Origin of the sequence: Methylobacterium pseudosasicola, from assembly GCF_900114535.1 — a bacterium.
GTDB classification, from domain to species: domain Bacteria; phylum Pseudomonadota; class Alphaproteobacteria; order Rhizobiales; family Beijerinckiaceae; genus Methylobacterium; species Methylobacterium pseudosasicola.
In genome coordinates this window covers 83,767-101,586 of sequence record NZ_FOTK01000021.1, presented here as the reverse complement: position 1 = coordinate 101,586, position 17,820 = coordinate 83,767, and the positions used below count along the sequence as shown (strand labels likewise).

Below are 17,820 nucleotides of genomic sequence, written 5' to 3'. Positions count from 1 at the left end.
CCCATATCTTTGGCGGAAGCGCGCTGCGGGGCCGTAGACGCGCGCGTCATCTCTGGAGCGGGCCGGCTTTGCGGCTTGGGAGGATTCTGGGCCCGATCCGCAAGTCCGGTTACCCGTGCGGAGGAGGGCATCCGTGCCCTGTCCCGCCATGCGTGAATCCGTTCGCCGCTTTTGGGGCCGGCTTCGGCCGCGACTGCTTCTCGCGCTGCCGGTGCTGCTCGGCCTTGCGTCCTTGGGCTTCGGGGTGTCGGCCTGGCGGGCGGATTCAGCCAACCGGAGCATCGCGGCGCTCGAGGCCGGCACGGATCTCGACGTCGGGATCGGCGCGCCGGCGCCTGTCCTAGTGGCGCGGATCGGCTACCTCGCCGGGCACGGGCGGCTGGAGGAGACCGAGCCCCTGGTCGCGGCCCTCGACCGGGCGGGCGCGGCCGACGCTGCGTCCCGCGCGCGCTACCGCATCGCCAACGCCCAGATGCGCGAGGCTTTCGGGCTCCTGACCCGAGGCGCCCTCGACAAGGCCGGCCCGCAGGTGACCCTGGCCCGGCAGGATTATCGCCGCGCCCTTCGGGACCGGCCGGATTTCTGGGACGCGAAGTTCAACCTCGACGTCGCCTCCCGGCTGATCCGTGATTTTCCGGACTTCGATCGCGCCAGCGGCGACGAGATGCGCGCCGAGCCGAAGCAGATCTGGACCGACATCCCGGGGCAGCCGAGGGGCGGTCCATGAGCCGGCAAACGGTTTTGCAAAGCCTGCCGCTTGCCCGCAACCTTCGTGGCCGCCGCTTCCAGGCGCTCGCCTTGGCCCTGGTGCTGGTCATCGCCGCCCTGGTGGTGCCTTCCCTGCCGGTGACCCGCACGGGCGTCGCGGTGCTGGCGGTGGTGGACATCACCGGCTCGATGAACGTGCGCGACTATGCGGCGGACGGCCGTCCGGCGAGCCGGCTGGAGACCGCCAAGGCGGCCCTGCGCCGGCTGGTGACGGACCTGCCCTGCGGATCGCGGGTCGCGCTGGCGCTGTTCACCGAGCGAAAGCCGTTCCTGCTGTTCGAGCCTGTGGAGGTCTGCGCCGCGTTCGCGCCGCTCGACGGCGCCCTGGCGGCGCTCGACTGGCGGATGGCCTGGGAGGGCGACAGCCGGATCAGCGCCGGCCTCTACCGGGCGGTGGAGATGGCGGCCGGTCTCGGCACGGACCTGCTGTTCGTCAGCGACGGCCAGGAGACGCCGCCGCTCCCCGCCGGGCAGGTGCCGCACTTCGAGGGCGAGCCGGGAGCGGTCCGGGGCCTGATCGTCGGCGTCGGCGCCTACGGCCTGTCGCCGATCCCGAAATTCGACGATCGCGGCCGCGAGAGCGGTTTTTACGCCGAGACGGACGTGCAGCAGGAGAACCGGTTCGGGCCGCCGCCGGCCGATGCCGAATCCCGCGCCGGCTACAATCCGCGCAACGCCCCATTCGGCGCCGCGGCCGCCCAGGGCAGCGAGCACCTCTCGTCGGTGCGCGAGGGCCATCTCAAGCAGCTCGCCACCGTCACAGGCCTCGCCTACGCGCATCTCGACGGGCCGGGCGGGCTCGACCGGCCCCTGATCGTGGCCGCGACCCCGCGCCCGCTGCCGGGCCGGATCGACCCGCGCCCGGCGCTGGGCGCCCTGGCGCTCGCTCTCGTGCTCGGCGTCCTGCTGGCGGGGCCGCTGCGCGGGCTGGCCCGCCGCATCACCCCGCTCACCCCCACCCACCGTTTGCGTTTCCGGAAAGCCTGACCATGCGTCGCGTTCTCACCACCCTCGCCATCCTGTTCGCCGCCGGCACGGCCTCGGCTCACGGGCCAACCCCCCAAAAAATCGATCAGACCATCACCATCCGGGCGACGCCGGACGCGGTCTGGAAGGTGGTCGGACCGTTCGGGGGCATCGGCGCCTGGCATCCGGACGTGGCCAAAGTCGAGGCCACGGGGGGCGACGGCGCAGACGCCGTCCGCAAGGTTACGCTGAAGCGCGGCGGCACCCTGGTCGAGGGCCTCGACGAGTGGAAGGGGGCGGAGCGGACCTATTCCTACCGCCTGTCGGACCCCGATCTCGACGCCTTGCCGGTCTCGTCCTACTCGGCGACCCTCTTGGTGACGCCGGAGGGGGATGGGGCGAAGGTCGAGTGGATGGGCCGCTTCTACCGGGGCGATACCGGCAACGAGCCCCCCGAGAACCTGAACGACGAAGCCGGCAAGGCGGCGATGAACCGCTACTTCGCCGAGGGCCTCAAGGGCCTGAAGGCGAAGCTGGAGGGCGGGCCGCAGCGATGAGGTTTGCGCGGCGCCTTCTCGGGGTCATCGGTCTCGCGCTCGCCGCCGGGCCGGCGGCAGCGGGATCCGTCTGGGTCGCGAGCCAGCAGGGCGCCCGCGCCACCCGGATCGAGCGGCCGGAGGGCGCGCCTGCCATCGCGCTGGCGGTGGCCCCGTCCCCCGCTGTGGTGACGGCCGGTCCCGGCGGGCGGCTCTATCTCAGCCATCCGGACGGCCGCGCGATTACTATGATCGCCGCCGACGGGACGACGCGACAATGGCCTGTCCCCGGCCAGCCCTTCGGGCTCGCGGCGGACCCGGACGGACGCAGCCTCTATGTCGGCGACTGGTCCGGCAACCGGGTGCTGCGCCTCTCGGCCGAAACCGGCGCGGTCGAGGCCGAGGTCGCGGTCGGGCGCGACCCGGCCGGGCTCACCCTCGGCGCCAACGGCCGGCTCTACGTGGCCGAGCGCGAGGGCCGCAGCGTCGGCGTGGTCGACACTGCCCGGATGGCGCGGATCGCCGGCATCCCGGTCGGCGACGGCCCCTTCGCCCTGGCCTACGACCCGGTCCGCGACCGGGTCTACGTCGCCAACGTGCGCAGCAACGACCTCAGCGTCATCGATGCCGGCACGCTCAAGCCCGTCGCGACCGTACCGGTCGGGGCGAGCCCCTACGGCGTCGCCATCAGCCCGGACGGGCGCCGCGTGGTTGTCACCAACCAGCATTCCGGCACCATCTCGATCGTCGAGGCCGACACGCTCGCGGTCGCCGCCACGGTGCCGGTGGGCCGCTATCCCGAGGGCGTGGCGATCCTGGGCGGACGCGCCTATGTGGCCAATTGGTTCTCCGACGACATCTCCGTGATCGACCTCGCCGCCTCGAAGGAGACGGGCCGGATCCCGGTGGCCGAGGGGCCGCGCACCCTGGCGGTGGAGCAGCCGGTTCCGGGGGAGGCCGTCCGGTGAGAGGTGCGCTCGCCAGCCTGATCCTCGCCGGCCTAGCAGTCGCTGCCTGTGACCGGTCCCAGGACTCCGGCGCGGAGGACAGCCAGGTCGTCGTGGCCAGCACCTCCGAAAGCGAGCTGCCCGCCTGGCTGTCCCCCACCGATGGGACCGATCCGGCCCGGTGGCTCGCCGGCCGCGAAGCCGGGCACCCGCTGCCGGCCGGGTCCGAACCCGTTCGGGCGATGCAGGACGCCCTCGCGGAGGCCAGGACCGGCTTCATCGAGGATCCGCGCATGATCGCCAACCGCACGGCCCAGCTCGGGCAGATGCTGGCCGAGATCGGCAAGACCGAGCGATACGCGCTGCTGCTCACTGGGTTCAGCACCGTCGCGGCCCGGCGCGGCCGCCACAAGAGCCTCTACGGAGAGATGTGCCAGCACTACTTCAACACCCGCGCCCGGGGCGTCGATCACGCCGCCGCCCTGGCGCTGCTCGCCGACCGGTTCGCGCCGCGCACCGGGGAGGGGGATGCCCCGTGAGGGCTCCGCGATGAGCGCCGCGCCGCGCTTTGCCGCGTCAGGCTTGGCCGAGCCCGCGTCCCGCCGATCCACCCGGCCCCGCGACCTGCTGATCGTCGACGACCACCCGATCGTCCTCCAGGGCTTCCGGCTGCTCGCTGAGGAGGCTGGGATCGCGCGCGTCCACGAGGCACGCGACATCGTCGCCGGCTACCGCACCTTCCACCGCCACCGGCCTTCCGTGGTCGTGACCGACCTGAGCTTCCGGGATGACGGCCTGTCCGGCCTGTCGCTGATCCGCCGGATCCGCGCGCTGGAGCCGGGGGCGCGCATCCTCGCGCTGAGCATGCACCGGGATCCGGTCATCGTCGCCCGCGTCCTGGAATGCGGGGCCCTGGGCTTCGTGCTCAAGGATGCACCCGCTGCCGCCTTCCTGGAGGCGCTGGAGGCGGTCGCCAACGGCCGCTCCTACCTGCCCCACGACATCGCCATCGAGATCGCGATGCTCAATGCCGGCGCCCGCGACCTGCCGCTGGCGAATCTGAGCAGCCGGGAGATGCAGATCCTGGTGCTGATCGGGAAGGGCAAGCCCTACGACGAGATCGCCGAGATCCTGGCGCTCAATTACCGCAGCGTGGTGAACGCCACCGCCACCCTGCGGTGCAAGCTCGGCGTCGGCAGCATGGCCGAGCTCATGCAGATCGCTGCTGCGCAGGCTCGGACCCTGCCTTGAGACCCCGCGCTCCTGCCGGCCGAGACACCAGACATCGAGGCGCGCGCCTGATCGCAGATGAAGTCATGGCGACTGGAAATATTCTGTGTTGAATGTGCAGAAATTCTGAACTTTATACAGTCGATCTGAAAATCAATAGCACATGCGGCATGATATTTTGCGCAGACTAGGCTAAAAACCGAGCATTCCGACGCATATCGTGTTGAGATCGGAAAGATTATCTTGTTAGCAGAGCCCGCCGACCGCGAATCATCTCGGGCCGGGCTCGGTCCCGCAGGCGGCACGCCGAGCCGCTAGGACCGGCCAGCGCGATGACGCTCGGACAAAAAGAAATCCAAAGCCGTCGAGGCGGGGGTCTGTCATGCGCGTCAACGCGACCGTGGTTTCACGTACCGATTACACGACTGCCCTGATCGCAGGGTTCATAGGCGGAAACCTGTCGAGCTTCGTCAAGTGGGGCTCCGAGATCCCGTTCCCGCCCCGGGAGGCCGGGCGTATCTCACCGCCCTTCGCCATCCTCAAATGGATCGGCCTGAACGTCGAGGATATGACCTATACGTTTACTGGGCACGTCATCAATTACGGCGTCGCGCTGATGCACCAGGGGTTCTCGATCTTCTTCGGTCTGTTCTATTGCCTGGCCGCCGTCACGTTCCCGCTCGTGACTCTGTGGCAAGGCCTAGCCTTCGGGCTGGTCATCACCCTCCTCTTCCACGGCCTCCTGCTGCCGCTCGGCGGGTGGGCTCCGCATCTGTGGCAGATCTCCGGCCACGAGGCGTTTTCCGAAGTGTTCGGCCACCTGCTCTGGGCCTGGTCGATCGAGATCGTCCGGCGCAACGTGATGGGCCCGCACTTGAGCGCGCGACACGTGTAACCGGCGGCGCCACGCGCGCTACCGGGGCGGCGAAGTCTCCGCCATCGCCCGCACGCGGGCGACGAAGTGCGTGCGGGCCTCGGGGCTCGCGCGCAACAGATAGGACCGCACGAGGTCGAGGAGGGCGACGGCGTCAGGGCTGGGCCCGTCCCGCGTTTCGGCGCCCGATGCGAAGAAGCTGGAGACCGGCACGCCCAGCGCCCGCGCGATCTCGCCCAGCGGGCTTCCGAACGATGCGGTGCGGGTCTCCGTGCCCGACGGTTTGGAATCGTCACACATGATTGGTTCAACGCGGCATGGGATCGGTCTTGAGATCGGTCGCGCGGGCGAAGCGGCGGGGTCCTGCCATTCCAACGGCCCTGCGACGCAAAGGCCCCCCGACGCGATCATGAAATTTCCGACAGGTTCCCGGATGAAATGGTACGCTCACGCACCAGATCGCCCTGACGCGACCGAGCGGGATGGATACGATGGGACAGCGCTCGAAGACGCCGGTCGACGCGACCGACGGCTTGCGTGAACCGCTCGACCGGCTCCGCGCCGCGCTGGAGGCGTCGTGCGTGGTCGGCGTCTGGGACTGGGACATCGTCCGTCACGTGGTGGTGTACGATGCCGGCGCGGCGCGCTTGCTGGCCGGCGATCCCGATCTGGCCGAGACCGAGCTGACCGGCCTCGCCGCCATGGCCACCGTGCATCCCGCCGACCATGCCTGGCTGCTCGAGCATGTCCAGCAGGCCTCGCGGACCGGCGGCCTGGTGATCGCCGAATACCGGGTCATCGCCGAGGACGGGACGGTGCGCTGGCTGCTCAGCCGCGGGCGCACCTATCTGGACCCGAACGGGCGCCCGGTCCGCTGCCGCGGCGTCATCATCGACATCACCGAGATGCAGCATCCGGGCGGCGAGCGCTACGTCTTCAGCAACCTGACGGCACCGGTCGATTCCCTGGAGCGGGCCGCCGATCTGGCCATCGCGCTGAAGCGCACCCTCGATGCTGAGACGCCGCCCGACGTTCGCGCCGCCGCGGACGTGCTGCTGATGAGCCTCGGTCGCGCGATCGCGCGGACCGGCGGCGGGCCCTGAGCCGCGCCGCTTCCGGACGATCGCGGCCGCCCGCGCGCCCGCGCATCGGGAACATGCCGCGCCCTGACCGTCTTGGCCCTCCACGAACAACCGGGAGGATCAGATGGGACAGGATGTCGACGCGGCGCGCGAAGCCCTCGGAACGGTGCCGCCCGCACGGCCGGCGGGCGCAGTGACGACGCCCGACCCCGCCGCAGGCGGCAGCGGCCCGCACGCCCCAGGTCACCCCGAAGCGTCGGACGAGACGGCCCCTGAAAGCGGCGGCTACGACACGCGCCCGCCCACGCCCCGGCCGGACAATCGCAAGGGCGGCCACGGCGCCGGCTGACGCCTTCCATCCGGCTGCCGCCTTTCGCGAGAGACGGATCGGACGTCGGCAGCATCGAGACGCGGCCCGGGATGCGCTTCCGGGTTGCGGCTGTTGATCCAACGATGTTTTTCAAGGGCTAAATTTATTCGGAAGATATTCAGAAACGCGATTTTTGGGAACCAAATATAACCTATGTCTGAAAACGTCGGATGTGATCCGTAAATACCAATTGAATGGAACGCATCAGGGATCGCGGGGATTGAAGGGGTCCGGAATGATCGACGGAGCCCATCATGCGTACCACTCTTGCCGCCCTTCTTGTCGCCACGCTGTTCGGGTCGGGCGCTCTCGCGCAGACCACCGTGACCGGCACGCCGGCGGCCCCAGACGCGAAGACGAGTCAGCAATCCGGCGGGCAGAACAGCGTCACCCGGCCGAACACCGACAAGATGACCCCCGATGGCGGCGGCGCCGGCGCCCATGCCAACGTCCAGCTCGAGAAGGGCGCCAACAGCTTCACCGAGGGTGAGGCGCGCGCGCGGCTCGAGAAGTCCGGCTACGCGGACGCCAAGGATCTCATGAAGGACGGTGACGGCATCTGGCGCGGCACCGCCATGCATGGCGGCAAGCCGGTCAAAGTCGGCCTCGATTTCAAGGGCAACGTCTCGGCCCAGTGATCCGCTGACCGCGACCCCCGACCTGCACGAAGGAGACTTCACATGGCTCAGCAAACCATTACGGCCCTCTATGACCGCTACGAGGATGCCACCGCCGCTGTCGGCAAGCTCGAAGCCGGCGGCATCCCGCACGGCGACATCAGCCTCGTGAGCAACAACGAGGGTGACCGCCACGCCGGCCGCACCGGCACGGACGGAACCCATGTCAGCGAGGACACCAAGGAGAAGGCCAAGGACGGGACCGGCACCGGGGCTACCCTCGGCACCGTGGTCGGCGGCGCGGCCGGCCTTCTGGCGGGTCTCGGCCTGATCGCGATCCCGGGCGTCGGCCCGGTGGTGGCTGCGGGCTGGCTCGTCGCCACCCTGACGGGCGCCGGGATCGGTGCCGCCGCGGGCGGACTCGGTGGGGCGCTCACCGGCGCCGGCGTCAGCGAGAAGGACGCCCATGCCTATGGCGAGGGCGTGCGCCGGGGCGGGACGCTGGTCACCGTCCGGATCGACGAGGCGCGCACCACGATGGTGCCGATGGTCATGGACGTTCTGGAGCAGCACGGCTCGGTCGATCTCGACCAGAAGGCCAGCGCCTGGCGGGCCGATGGTTGGGAGGCTCCGGCTTCGACGGCCGGGACCGCCGATGCCGGCCCGATCGACGGCCGGAACCGGGTCCGGGCCTATCCGGGCACCACGAGCCTCTGATCGCGCGAAGCGGCCGAGGCGGCGTCAGCCGGATCGATCCGCAACGCGTCGACACGCTTTTATCTTCACGTCAGCGGCCGGGATCTTGATCCCGGCCGCTTTTCATTTGGGGTTTCCGAAGTCCGCGACGGTCTTGAGGGCGCGCCGTCCCTTCCGAAAGCCGGCAACCATTCTTCGGGCCGATGCGCCGACATTCCTGTGACGCGGCCTGCCCCGAAACGCATCCTATGAACAAAATAACGTTGAAAGCCGCATTTGGTGTGTTGAATCCCAAGTCCGCCCGAAACAACAAGGGGAGCGTTGCACGATCAGAAGGGCTCAATATGAACGAGGCATCCTATGGGAAATCTTCCAACTTCACCGAGTTGGCGGTTGATCTTGTCGCCGCCTACGTCGCGAACAATCCTGTCCCGGCTACAGAGCTGCCGGCCCTGATCGCCCGGGTCTACGGCGCGATCGCCAGCCTGGCCTCCGGCACGGCGCCGGTCGAGAGCGGCGCGTCCGCGCCCGTCGCCGTCGACAAGCTGAGCCCCGCCCAGATCCGCAAGTCGGTCCAGCAGGACGGGATCGTCAGCTTCCTCGACGGCAAGACCTACAAGACCCTCAAGCGGCATCTGGCCGCCAACGGCCTCAGCCCGCAGAGCTACCGCGAGCGCTACGGCCTGCCATCCGATTATCCCATGGTCGCCCCGAGCTACGCCGAGCAGCGCTCCGCCCTCGCCAAGGCGATCGGTCTGGGCCAGCCCGGCTCGATGGCCAAGCGCAAGGGCAAGGCCGCCTGAGAGCGCTGTCCCCGACGGGGCAGGCCCTGGGCCGCCGTCATCGCGTCCATCGACGGGTTCGATCCGCCTTGGAACCTGACCGTCTCGACGGTCAGGGAAAAGTTTACTGGCGAAGACGCGGACGATCCGCATCGGGTGTGATCGTCAGGCCGGTCCGCTCCGGCGTCGCGCCGAGCGCAATGGCTGGGTGAGACGGATCTCCACAGAGCGTTCGTGTGGTTGTGGATGCATCGCGACGCCCCTATATTGAGAACATATCATGAACATAAGCGTGCGGACGGGCGAAGGGCTGTCGCGATGCCGCGGCCTTGAACGGAACCGGAGGGCTGTCGATTGATCGAGGAACGGCCGATGCCGACGAAGCTCTACCGCTTCCACTGCACGGACGGGCACGAGCTGGTGATCGACCTCACGGGCCGGCGCTTGCCGACCTTGGCGCAGACGCGCGTCCATGCCGAGCGGGTCGCCCTGGGGCTGATGGAGCGGATCGAGCGGTTCGACTGGTCGGGCTGGCAGGTCGAGGTCTACGACGCGAAGGGGCGGCGGGTCTGGATCCGGGCCTTCGTCGACGTGAACGTGGATGTGCAGGCCGCGTGAGACGCGCTGGCTCGGGAATTAGGGAGACACCAAGATGGCGTTCAAGCCGAAATCCGCAGCGGAGACCAAGGCGAAGGATCTGGGCCTCGCGCTCGCTCGGATCGCCGAGGGCGACGGCATGCCGGCGAGCATCGGGGTCGATCAGCTGCGGCGGGTGAGCCCGCGCCTGACACCCCTGGCGATCGGCCAGATGGTGCGCAAGGAGCGCGGGATCGTCGAAGAGACCCTCGCCGAGCGCGGCTTGGCACTCGTCGACTACGCCGATCAGGGGCCGGGCCGCGGCATGGAATTCGTCATCGACGCGGCGGGATGATCCGGGGGGCGGTCAGGCGACCGCCGGACGGCCCCGCAGCAGACGGCCGGCCAGGCGGAACGGCAGGAGCGGCAGCTTGAACAGTGCCGTGAGGGCCAGGACCGCGATAACGGTGAGGATCGCCAGGATGGAGTTGATCAAGCGGTGCGCGCTCCCATGAGAGGGCCGCCCTCGCGGGCTGATGGTGACAGGTGGCGCCCGGAACGCGGCGAGACTATGGACGCTTCCACCCATGGCTGAATTCGCACGCGCCCGACCGCGCGTCGTCCGGATTGCGGAAACGGAAGGCCGTTCAAGGGGTTTCCCCGTTGCGCGCGGTTCGTCCGCCCCGGTCCCGGCGATCCGGTGGCCGACCCGGCGACACACGGCCGCAACCGCGGGTCACGACGGGCGAGACGATAGGTTCGACATGAGCAAGCGCAGTGCAGGCACGGCCGGCCTCGTCCTGGCCGGGATGCTGCTGGCAGCCGGACCGGCCGCCGCGGAGGTCCAGGTCCGCTACGCCGCGCCGGAGCGCTTTACCGACGCGGAGAACCGCTTCGCCTCAGGGCAGCCCCTTCGGGTGACGTTGGCCGAGCTGACGCGGATTCTCGTCGATCTCGGCAATGCCCGGCTTCGCCCGGACGAGCGCCTCGACATCACCGTCCTCGACATCGACCTCGCCGGGTTCGACCGGTCGGGTTTCGCCTCGCCCACGGGCGTCCGGGTCGTGACCGACGCCACCCCGCCGCGCATCCGCCTCGCCTACGTGCTGCGCCGGAGCGGCCGCATCGTCGCGCAGGGCGAGGACACGGTGACGGACATCAACTTCCTGCTGACGTCCAATCCGCGCTTCTCCACCGGTGGCCTGTATTACGAGCGCCAGCTCCTGCGGGACTGGTTCGCAAAGCGGTTTCCCACGGGGGCCGAGCGCGGTTGAGGCGAGCGCTGAGACGGTCACCCGGCAATCCCCGAAACCCGTCCGCAGCGATCACTCGGCGGCGGTGCCGCTCACAGCCTCCCGGGGGGCGCCGCGGGCGCGCGTACGCCGGCTGCCGTCGTAGCGGGCAGCCTTGCCGGCGGCGAAGAGGAGGAGGGCCGCGAGGCCCAGCAGCACGAGATCGACCCCGACGAACAGCGGATCGACCGGGTCGCCAGCGCCGAAGGCCCGCTGCATCCGCCAGCCATCGGCGACAGCGGCCGCCGCGTACAGGGCGGCCGCCGCACTCAGCACCTCGGGCCAGGCCCGGCGCTGCGGACGCACCAAGCCGACCGCGGCGATCAGCACCCAGACGGCGAAGAACCCGCGGATCTCCCAGAGCGCCCGGTCGGGCATCCCCACCGGCAGGATCCGGTTGGCCAGGAAATAGCCCGCGATGGCCGCCGGCAGCCCGGCGATGGTCGCGATGTTGAGGCCCTGGACGAGGCGCAGGCCCAGATGCGGGTCGGCCCCGGCCTTCTTGGGCAGGCGCGCCACCGACCACAGCAGCAGGCCGGTGGCCACCATGGCGCTGCCCGCGAGCCCGCACAGGAAGAACAGGATGCGCAGGGCCGGCCCGGCGAAATGCGCCTCGTGCAGGCCGACCATCGTGGTGAAGGTCTTGGCCGCGGGCTTCAACCCGCCCGCCCGGACCTCCAGGACCGCGCCAGTGGTCCCGTCGAAGGCGACCTGCGGATGCTCGTGCGAGAGCCCGTGGGGCTCCTCGAACACGACGACCACGGTGGCGTTCACATCCTTCGGGTTGACGATCGAGATCCGCTCCAGGGGCTCGTGGATCGTCGCCAGGGCGCGCAGCACCATCGGGCCGACGGGGGCCAGCGCGCCCGCCCGGCCCGCCGGCGGGCGCGGCGCGGTGATCTGGCCGGCCTCGGCGAAGAAGCGCTGCGTGTCGCCCCGATAGGCCGCGTTCATGCCCCACGGCATGTACAGGAACGACAGGGTGACCAGCCCCGTATAGGTGATCATCAGGTGGAACGGCAGCGCGAGCACGCCCGTGACATTGTGGGCGTCGAGCCAGCCGCGCTGGGCGGACTTGTCCCGCCGGAAGGTGAAGAAGTCGGCGAAGATCCGCCGATGGGTGATGATCCCCGAGACCAGCGCCATCAGCATGATCATCGCGCAGATGCCGACGATCCAGCGGCCCCAGAGGGGCGCCATGTTCAGCTCGAAGTGGAAGCGATAGAGGAAATCGCCGCCGCGGGTGTCGCGCAGGGCGGCCGGCGCCCCGGTCGCCGGATCGAGGAACACGCGGTTGGGCGGCTGGCCCGGCCCGGTCCGCCAGAACAGTTCGACCAGGGGTATGTCCGGGCGCGGCGGCGTGATGGACCACGACCGCGCCCTGCCCGCCTGCGCCTGCAGATAGGCGACGCCACGTTCCACCGAGGCCGCGAGCGCGTCGGGGCCGAGCTCCGCACCGGCATGGAGTTCCGGCCGCATCCAGCGCGAGATTTCGGGCCGGTAATAGCTCGCGGTCCCGGTGACGAAGACCGCGAACAGCACCCAGCCGACGATCAGGCCGGACCAGGCGTGCAGCCACGCCATCGATTGCCGGAAGCTGGTGCGCATCGGTCGGCTCTCACCAGCGGTAGCGCAGGGTTCCGTAGACCGTGCGCGGCAGGCCGTAGAAGCAGGCCGAGTAGGACAGGCAGCTCGAGACGAAGCGCTCGTCCAGGAGGTTGTTGACGTTCAGCTCCGCCGTGAGCCCTTCCAGGCTCGGAGCGAGGTGCCGCATGTCGTAGGACGCGACCGCGTCGACGACCACGCTCTCCGGCACCTGGAAGGTGTTGGCCGGATCGCCCCAGGACGGGCCGAGATAGCGCACACCGCCACCGATCCCGAGGCCCAACAGGGGGCCGTCGGTAAAGCGGTAGTTCGCCAGCAGCGAGATCGTCGTGTCCGGCACCTGCACCGGGCGCCGCCCCTGAAGCGGCACCGACAGCCGGGTGAGGTCGTTCGTCGTGTTGCCGGTATCCCGCACGTTGCGGATGTCGAGGAGCGAGACGCCTCCGATCAGTGTCAGGCCCTCGGCCAGGTTAGTCCGGGCCTCGAACTCGACGCCCTGGGCGCCGACTTCGCCGGTCTGGACCACGAAGCCCTGGCGCAGGGGATCCGCGGAGGTCCGGTTCGACTGGCGGATGTCGAAGACTGCGGCGGTGAGCAGGATGTCGGTGCCCGGCGGCTGATACTTGATGCCGGCCTCGTACTGGTCGCTGCGGACCGGGTCGGGCACGCGGCCCACCGATCCGAACGCACTGTCGAACACGCGCCCGCTCACGATTGGTTCGAAGGCCTGGCTGTAGGACACGTATGGCGCCACGCCGCTGTCGAATTGGTACAGCAGGCTCGCACGATAGGTCAGGGCGTCCGAGGGCGCGTCCTGAAGCGTCAGGGTGCTGGTGTTTCCGGAGAAGCTGCGGGTCGGGCCGGTCTGGCGGGCGACGTCGTAGCGGCCGCCGAGCGTCAGCACGACGCGATCGAACTTCGCCTGATCCTGAAAGTACACGCCGGTCTGCTGGGCATCGACCCGCGAGGTGGTGTTGAAGGCTGGGAAGGCGATGTTCATGGCATAGTTCGGCGCCAGGATGTTGAGGTCCGGGGCGCTCGGGAACGGGGTGCCGCTGGTGCGGGTGCTGAAGGTCCGGTGATCGACGCCCAGCAGGGCCGTGTGTGCGATGAACCCGGTATCGAACTCGGCGATGAAGTTGTTGTCCATCGTGTAGGCTTCGGCCGCCACGTTGGTGCCGATGATCGAGCGTGCCAGGAGCGGCCCGCTGGCGGTCGGGCCGTTCCGGTCGTTGAAGGCACCGTAGACGCTGCGGTAATCGCCCTGGGTGCGCAGGTAGCGCCCGGCCGAGTGAAACCGCAGGTTCTCGCCGATGCGCTGGTCGAACAGGTACTCGATCGAGGCCTGGGTCCGGTCGGAGCGCTCGATGTTGCGATCGCCGTCGTAGAAATTCACCGGCAGCCGCCCGAACAGGCCACCACCGAAATTGCGCGGGAACACGGTGCCCACCGCCGGGAAGCCGCCGTAGAAGCCCGAGAAGGGATCGCGCTGATAATTGCCGATCAGGGTCAGCGACGTGTCGGTGGATGGGCGCCAGGTGATGCTCGGATTGATGAAGGCGCGCTCGACCTTGGTGGTCGCGGCCGGCCCGTCGCCGTTCCAGCCGAGCCCGATCACCCGGTAGGCGAACTGGTCGGCCAGACCCGGGATGTCGGACGCGATCGGGCCGCCGATGTCGAATCCGCTCCGGACCTCGTTGAAGCCGCCGCCCTGTAGGAAGACCTCGCCGTGGCTGACGAATCGCGGCACCTTCGACACCAAGTTGACGATGCCGCCCGGGCCCGACTGCCCGTACAGCACCGAGGCCGGCCCCTTGATGATGTCGATCCGCTCCAGACGGTAGACGTCGATCGACGTGTTGGCGTCGCGCCCGCTGATGAGCGCCATCTGATCCAGGAAGACCGGCGCCGCGAAGCCTCGGATGTTGAACAGCTCCAGGCGGGTCGAGCCGGCACCGCCGCGCGACTCGGCGAAGACACCCGGCGTGTAGCGCAAAGCCTGTGTGACCGTCAGCGCGTTCTGGTCCTCGATCTGCTGGCGACCGACGACCGAGATGGATTGCGCCGTCTCCAGGATCGGGGTGTCGGTCTTGGTGCCGACCGTACTGCGGCTGGCTACGTAGCCGGGAACCGGGCCGACCGCTCCGCCGGCGCCGTACAGGTCGCCGTTGAGGGTCCGGCCGCTGCCTTCGCCGGTCACGCTCAGTTCGGACAGCTCGATATCGGTGGTCGGCGCGGTCTGGGCCCGGGCGACACCCGGTGCGAGCACGGCGCAAGTCGTCGAGAGCAACGCCAGATACAGGGAACCGGCCAGCGACCGTTCGCGTGCGTTCCAGGTCGATACAGCCCGGGACCGGTCCATTCAGGCGCCTCTAATACGAGTACGAAACTCCCCGTGCTCCCCGCGAAAACCGGGACTTCACGCGGTCGTGATCGTGTTGGCATCAGAGTATTGGTCGAGGCAACCGCTATGTTATGGAGTAATTCTAATATAACTTGGACCCATTCCAAGTTGTGGGAGCTGCGCCAGCCAAACCTAAGGGAATGGGCACATCCAAGCGCGCGGATCGGCCTGCCCGAGGACGCGATGACGCGGTGACATCGGCTCACCGATACGGCCAAGATATGCGCGGTGCACAAGCGGGGGTTGCATTGCCGCGCGAAACTCAATCGTGCACGATACAGTTATGCCGCCTGGATTGCGGTCGACCTCGCCCGCACGCCCTGAAAGACCGTCCTGACATGATGACCGTGACCAAACCGAAGCTGGCAACAGACGCCGATCGCGCGATCGGGAGCCGCATCGCGGCGATCCGGGCCGCGCAGGGGCTGAGCCAGACGACGCTCGGTCACGCCATCGGCGTGAGTTTCCAGCAGGTTCAGAAATACGAGAAGGGCCGCAACCGCGTCGGTGCCAGTCGCCTGCAGATGATAGCGGACCTGCTCAAGGTCCCGGTCGAGACGTTTTTCGCCGACAAGGTGCCGGCGGATGGGAGCGCTGCGCCCGTCCAGACCTATTTCGATGATCCCGCGATCATGGAGCTCGTGGCCGCCTTCCGGTCGATCCCGGACCAGACCACGCGCAGCGGCATCCTGTCGATCGTGAAGGCCGCGGCCGCACTCCGGAACGCCAGCACCGAATCCTGATAACGGCGCGGGGACCGGTTCTCAGGTCTCACCGGCGAGCAGGCCGCCCACCGTCCGCTCGATGTGCTGGGCGATGTCGGGGGCGCCGGTCATCTCGCCGAAGCTGCCGCGCGTCATCGGCCCGAAGGCGTAGAGGCCGGGCCGGGACTGGCCCGAGGCATCGCGCACGCGGCTGCGACGATCCACGGCAAGACCGAGCCCGACCGTGTCGAGGCTGGCCGTCCCGTCGGCCAGCAGGGCGGCGACCAGCGGGTTGCGCGCCACATCGCGCTCCGGCCCGGTGCACAGCACCACCGCGTCGAACCGGCGCCGCTCGGTCTCACCGCGGCCGCGGCGCAGCTCCGCTTCCAGCCGCCCGTCCGCGCCGAGATCCAGGCCGGTGATGGTGGCCCGCTCCACCGTCAGGCGCCCCTCCGCCTGGGCGTGGGCCAGCGCCGCCTGGATCTGCGGCGCGATGCGGAAGCGGTGGACCTCCCAGAACGGCAGCAGACGCCGGACGACCCTTCGCTTCTCGTCGGCCGGCAGCCCACCCCAGAGATCGGGCAGCGCCGGGCGCAGGGAATCGACCACCGGGTGCCAGCCCAAAGCCGGGTCCGCCGCCGCGATCTGCCGCCGGATCATTCGAAGCAGTTCCAGCGCGGTGGCGGGCCGCTGGCCGCCGGTGACGTCGAGATCCATCTTGAAGACCCCGTGCGTCTTCGGCAGGAGGCCGCGCCGCGACACGGCCGTGATCTTCCCGTGATGCCCCCTGGCGCCGAGGCTCGTCACGACATCCGCCATGGTCAGCCCGGTGCCGACCACCAGCACGGAGGATTCCGGGCCGATCCCCGCGAGCGCGTCGGCCGCCCAGGGATCGGCCACGAAGTGCGCAGCCTCCGCGACGCCCGGACCAAGCCGGCAGGGCAGGGCGGGCACGGCATGGCCGAAGCACAGCGCGACGCGGTCGGCCGCGACCCGCTCGCCGGCCTGGGTGACGATCGTCCAGGTCCCGTCCGAGTCCCGCACGTCCGTGGCGGTGGTGCGCAGGTGGCGCAGGCGCACCCGGCCCGCTGCCGCCGCGAGGGTCCGGGCCAGAACGTCACCGATATAGGCGCCGTAATCGGCCCGGGGCACGTAGGCGCCGGTGGTATCCTCGCTCTCGGGATCGGGCAGGATGCCGTGCGCGTGCAGCCACGCGGTCGCGGCGCCCGACTCGCCGGCCGTGATGTCGAGACGGTCGCTCGGCACGTTGATCCGGTGGCTGCGGTCGCGGGTGCTATAGGCCACCCCGCGCCCGAGCTCGGCCCGGGGCTCCAGCACCACGATATCGAGCGGCCCCGTCGAAGCCCGCACCGCGTGGATGGCGAGCACCGCGCCGGTGAAGCCGCCACCGATGATCGCGAGGCGGAGAGGGCTTGGAGTCGATGTCGCGATCACGGAGCGTCCCCGAGGATTTTGGGGATCTTCGATCAGGCACGCGGCGGGTGCGCAACCCCGTCGGGGTGGGCTGATGCACGCTAAAGAGATCGGCCGCTTTGAGAGGCGCGCGCGGAGAGGTGGAGCATCGCGATTCGAGCCGGTTGGCCGCGGTCGGAACGGGTTACGTGGATCCGAGGTGAGAAATGACGGGCCGATGTTTCACGAGAAACATCCGTCACCGGCACCAATCCGTCGTCGGCCTGGCCGATCGACCGGCGCCTGCCCTCCAGCGGCAGCCTCTAAACCGCCAAGGGCGTGAACTGGACGAAGGCACTCGCGAAGGCTGCGACCCCGGACAGTGCCCCGGCCACCCGGTAGGCACGGGCTGGCAACCTGCGTCCGGGCAGAACCCAGCTCAGCGCCGGCAGGGCGATCAGGTTTACCACGATACCGGCCAGCACCGCTGCCGCGATCGCTCCCAGCGACAGGGAGAGCGCTTCGAAGAGGACGCGCTGCCCATCACCCAGGCCAGTCACCATCCGGGCGCCCCCGCCAGCAAGAAATCCGATGGCCGATGCCGCGGTTATCGCCTCTCGGCGCATCGCGTTCCGCGACCTTTCGGATCGACGATTCTCGATCGTCCGCATGGTGGCCCTCTCGATCGCACACCACCGATGATCCGTGATTGCAAAAAGTAATGCAATCAAAAGTTGTATTGCTATCCGAGATGCACGCAGTCTCCAGCGCGCGGCGGACAAATCCAGCACGTCGGCCAATCCGAAATTTCGCCCGGGCGACGGGATGCCTCCGATGAGACCAAGCGCAGCCAATCGAACGGCAGAGCCACCGTTTGGCCAACCACCTATCACGCTCCAGCGCCGAGCGGTTGGCCGCGACGCCCTTGGAGGCAATCCACGTCGATCAGACCGCCTAG

General features: G+C 69.3%; 22 protein-coding genes. 16 read left to right on the top strand and 6 right to left on the bottom strand.

What is annotated here, in order from left to right; genetic code table 11:
- Window positions 1-148 precede the first annotated feature (148 nt).
- The 7 genes from BM228_RS19840 to BM228_RS19810 all read left to right on the top strand — a co-directional run bounded on the left by BM228_RS19840 (window position 149) and on the right by BM228_RS19810 (window position 5,342).
- Window positions 149-727 carry a tetratricopeptide repeat protein gene (locus BM228_RS19840; protein WP_244537228.1) on the top strand — a complete coding sequence of 193 codons (579 nt, stop codon included), beginning with the start codon at window positions 149-151 and terminating at the stop codon, window positions 725-727.
- The gene (locus tag BM228_RS19835; RefSeq protein WP_208612064.1) at window positions 724-1,755 is read left to right on the top strand and encodes a vWA domain-containing protein; all 1,032 of its coding nucleotides are present in this window, start codon (window positions 724-726) and stop codon (window positions 1,753-1,755) included. The genes BM228_RS19840 and BM228_RS19835 overlap by 4 nt, the downstream gene beginning before the upstream one ends.
- A 2-nt stretch (window positions 1,756-1,757) precedes the next feature.
- On the top strand, window positions 1,758-2,291 hold the full coding sequence (locus BM228_RS19830) for an SRPBCC family protein (RefSeq protein ID WP_092043314.1): 534 nt from the start codon (window positions 1,758-1,760) through the stop codon (window positions 2,289-2,291).
- Window positions 2,288-3,238 (top strand): YncE family protein, encoded by a 951-nt coding sequence (locus tag BM228_RS19825; RefSeq protein WP_092043313.1) that lies wholly within the window; start codon window positions 2,288-2,290, stop codon window positions 3,236-3,238. Before BM228_RS19830 ends, BM228_RS19825 begins: the two co-directional genes overlap by 4 nt.
- Window positions 3,235-3,756 carry an MxaH protein gene (locus BM228_RS19820; protein ID WP_092043311.1) on the top strand — a complete coding sequence of 174 codons (522 nt, stop codon included), beginning with the start codon at window positions 3,235-3,237 and terminating at the stop codon, window positions 3,754-3,756. Before BM228_RS19825 ends, BM228_RS19820 begins: the two co-directional genes overlap by 4 nt.
- A gap of 10 nt (window positions 3,757-3,766) precedes the next feature.
- Entirely contained in the window at window positions 3,767-4,468 is a 702-nt protein-coding gene (locus BM228_RS19815; RefSeq protein WP_244537225.1) for a response regulator transcription factor, read from the top strand.
- Window positions 4,469-4,829: 361 nt separating this feature from the next.
- A complete protein-coding gene (locus BM228_RS19810) occupies window positions 4,830-5,342 on the top strand; it encodes a DUF1440 domain-containing protein (protein WP_092043309.1) in 513 nt (170 codons plus the stop codon).
- An 18-nt stretch (window positions 5,343-5,360) separates the two neighbouring features.
- Here the strand turns inward: BM228_RS19810 and BM228_RS19805 are convergent, their stop codons facing one another.
- Window positions 5,361-5,621, bottom strand: a complete 261-nt coding sequence (locus tag BM228_RS19805) for a hypothetical protein (RefSeq protein WP_092043308.1) — start codon at window positions 5,619-5,621, stop codon at window positions 5,361-5,363.
- A gap of 191 nt (window positions 5,622-5,812) precedes the next feature.
- On the opposite strand from BM228_RS19805, the gene BM228_RS19800 reads away from it, so the two are divergent.
- The 7 genes from BM228_RS19800 (at window position 5,813) to BM228_RS19770 (ending at window position 9,799) form a co-directional block, all read left to right on the top strand.
- A complete protein-coding gene (locus BM228_RS19800) occupies window positions 5,813-6,424 on the top strand; it encodes a PAS domain-containing protein (protein WP_092043306.1) in 612 nt (203 codons plus the stop codon).
- Window positions 6,425-6,527: 103 nt separating this feature from the next.
- Entirely contained in the window at window positions 6,528-6,752 is a 225-nt protein-coding gene (locus BM228_RS19795) for a hypothetical protein (protein ID WP_092043305.1), read from the top strand.
- 275 nt (window positions 6,753-7,027) lie between these two features.
- Window positions 7,028-7,411, top strand: a complete 384-nt coding sequence (locus BM228_RS19790; protein ID WP_092043303.1) for a hypothetical protein — start codon at window positions 7,028-7,030, stop codon at window positions 7,409-7,411.
- 42 nt (window positions 7,412-7,453) lie between these two features.
- Entirely contained in the window at window positions 7,454-8,107 is a 654-nt protein-coding gene (locus BM228_RS19785; protein WP_092043301.1) for a hypothetical protein, read from the top strand.
- Between the two features lie 323 nt (window positions 8,108-8,430).
- A complete protein-coding gene (locus BM228_RS19780) occupies window positions 8,431-8,889 on the top strand; it encodes a Ros/MucR family transcriptional regulator (protein WP_092043300.1) in 459 nt (152 codons plus the stop codon).
- Window positions 8,890-9,240: 351 nt separating this feature from the next.
- Window positions 9,241-9,486 carry a DUF6894 family protein gene (locus tag BM228_RS19775; protein ID WP_092043344.1) on the top strand — a complete coding sequence of 82 codons (246 nt, stop codon included), beginning with the start codon at window positions 9,241-9,243 and terminating at the stop codon, window positions 9,484-9,486.
- A 34-nt stretch (window positions 9,487-9,520) separates the two neighbouring features.
- The gene (locus BM228_RS19770) at window positions 9,521-9,799 is read left to right on the top strand and encodes an adenylosuccinate synthase (RefSeq protein WP_092043298.1); all 279 of its coding nucleotides are present in this window, start codon (window positions 9,521-9,523) and stop codon (window positions 9,797-9,799) included.
- 12 nt (window positions 9,800-9,811) lie between these two features.
- On the opposite strand, the gene BM228_RS35865 is transcribed toward BM228_RS19770, so the two are convergent.
- Window positions 9,812-9,940, bottom strand: coding sequence for a hypothetical protein (locus BM228_RS35865; protein WP_280142339.1), 129 nt, complete (start codon window positions 9,938-9,940; stop codon window positions 9,812-9,814).
- 268 nt (window positions 9,941-10,208) lie between these two features.
- Between BM228_RS35865 and BM228_RS19765 the strand changes: the two genes are divergently transcribed.
- Window positions 10,209-10,718, top strand: a complete 510-nt coding sequence (locus tag BM228_RS19765) for a DUF3016 domain-containing protein (protein ID WP_092043297.1) — start codon at window positions 10,209-10,211, stop codon at window positions 10,716-10,718.
- A 51-nt stretch (window positions 10,719-10,769) separates the two neighbouring features.
- On the opposite strand, the gene BM228_RS19760 is transcribed toward BM228_RS19765, so the two are convergent.
- Together BM228_RS19760 and BM228_RS19755 are read right to left on the bottom strand one after the other, a co-directional pair.
- Window positions 10,770-12,344: a PepSY-associated TM helix domain-containing protein gene (locus tag BM228_RS19760; RefSeq protein WP_092043295.1), complete on the bottom strand. Its 1,575-nt coding sequence runs from the start codon at window positions 12,342-12,344 to the stop codon at window positions 10,770-10,772.
- A 10-nt stretch (window positions 12,345-12,354) separates the two neighbouring features.
- Window positions 12,355-14,703 (bottom strand): TonB-dependent siderophore receptor, encoded by a 2,349-nt coding sequence (locus BM228_RS19755; protein ID WP_092043294.1) that lies wholly within the window; start codon window positions 14,701-14,703, stop codon window positions 12,355-12,357.
- A gap of 263 nt (window positions 14,704-14,966) precedes the next feature.
- On the opposite strand from BM228_RS19755, the gene BM228_RS19750 reads away from it, so the two are divergent.
- Complete coding sequence (locus BM228_RS19750) at window positions 14,967-15,488, top strand: helix-turn-helix domain-containing protein (protein WP_244537224.1); 522 nt, start codon at window positions 14,967-14,969, stop codon at window positions 15,486-15,488.
- A 21-nt stretch (window positions 15,489-15,509) separates the two neighbouring features.
- On the opposite strand, the gene BM228_RS19745 is transcribed toward BM228_RS19750, so the two are convergent.
- Window positions 15,510-16,904 (bottom strand): FAD/NAD(P)-binding protein, encoded by a 1,395-nt coding sequence (locus tag BM228_RS19745; protein ID WP_244537223.1) that lies wholly within the window; start codon window positions 16,902-16,904, stop codon window positions 15,510-15,512.
- A gap of 281 nt (window positions 16,905-17,185) precedes the next feature.
- Entirely contained in the window at window positions 17,186-17,533 is a 348-nt protein-coding gene (locus BM228_RS19740; protein WP_139234132.1) for a hypothetical protein, read from the bottom strand.
- Window positions 17,534-17,820 lie beyond the last annotated feature (287 nt).

What these genes read in the sequence shown, in the direction of transcription:
- BM228_RS19740 (WP_139234132.1), bottom strand. Translation starts at nt 17,533, where the DNA reads ATGCGGACGATCGAGAATCGTCGATCCGAAAGGTCGCGGAACGCGATG.
- BM228_RS19800 (WP_092043306.1), top strand. Translation starts at nt 5,813, where the DNA reads ATGGGACAGCGCTCGAAGACGCCGGTCGACGCGACCGACGGCTTGCGT.
- BM228_RS19790 (WP_092043303.1), top strand. Translation starts at nt 7,028, where the DNA reads ATGCGTACCACTCTTGCCGCCCTTCTTGTCGCCACGCTGTTCGGGTCG.
- BM228_RS19760 (WP_092043295.1), bottom strand. Translation starts at nt 12,344, where the DNA reads ATGCGCACCAGCTTCCGGCAATCGATGGCGTGGCTGCACGCCTGGTCC.
- BM228_RS19835 (WP_208612064.1), top strand. Translation starts at nt 724, where the DNA reads ATGAGCCGGCAAACGGTTTTGCAAAGCCTGCCGCTTGCCCGCAACCTT.
- BM228_RS19755 (WP_092043294.1), bottom strand. Translation starts at nt 14,703, where the DNA reads ATGGACCGGTCCCGGGCTGTATCGACCTGGAACGCACGCGAACGGTCG.
- BM228_RS19805 (WP_092043308.1), bottom strand. Translation starts at nt 5,621, where the DNA reads ATGTGTGACGATTCCAAACCGTCGGGCACGGAGACCCGCACCGCATCG.
- BM228_RS19770 (WP_092043298.1), top strand. Translation starts at nt 9,521, where the DNA reads ATGGCGTTCAAGCCGAAATCCGCAGCGGAGACCAAGGCGAAGGATCTG.
- BM228_RS19840 (WP_244537228.1), top strand. Translation starts at nt 149, where the DNA reads ATGCGTGAATCCGTTCGCCGCTTTTGGGGCCGGCTTCGGCCGCGACTG.
- BM228_RS19775 (WP_092043344.1), top strand. Translation starts at nt 9,241, where the DNA reads ATGCCGACGAAGCTCTACCGCTTCCACTGCACGGACGGGCACGAGCTG.
- BM228_RS19815 (WP_244537225.1), top strand. Translation starts at nt 3,767, where the DNA reads ATGAGCGCCGCGCCGCGCTTTGCCGCGTCAGGCTTGGCCGAGCCCGCG.
- BM228_RS19785 (WP_092043301.1), top strand. Translation starts at nt 7,454, where the DNA reads ATGGCTCAGCAAACCATTACGGCCCTCTATGACCGCTACGAGGATGCC.
- BM228_RS19795 (WP_092043305.1), top strand. Translation starts at nt 6,528, where the DNA reads ATGGGACAGGATGTCGACGCGGCGCGCGAAGCCCTCGGAACGGTGCCG.
- BM228_RS19765 (WP_092043297.1), top strand. Translation starts at nt 10,209, where the DNA reads ATGAGCAAGCGCAGTGCAGGCACGGCCGGCCTCGTCCTGGCCGGGATG.
- BM228_RS19830 (WP_092043314.1), top strand. Translation starts at nt 1,758, where the DNA reads ATGCGTCGCGTTCTCACCACCCTCGCCATCCTGTTCGCCGCCGGCACG.
- BM228_RS19810 (WP_092043309.1), top strand. Translation starts at nt 4,830, where the DNA reads ATGCGCGTCAACGCGACCGTGGTTTCACGTACCGATTACACGACTGCC.
- BM228_RS19750 (WP_244537224.1), top strand. Translation starts at nt 14,967, where the DNA reads ATGCGCGGTGCACAAGCGGGGGTTGCATTGCCGCGCGAAACTCAATCG.
- BM228_RS19825 (WP_092043313.1), top strand. Translation starts at nt 2,288, where the DNA reads ATGAGGTTTGCGCGGCGCCTTCTCGGGGTCATCGGTCTCGCGCTCGCC.
- BM228_RS19780 (WP_092043300.1), top strand. Translation starts at nt 8,431, where the DNA reads ATGAACGAGGCATCCTATGGGAAATCTTCCAACTTCACCGAGTTGGCG.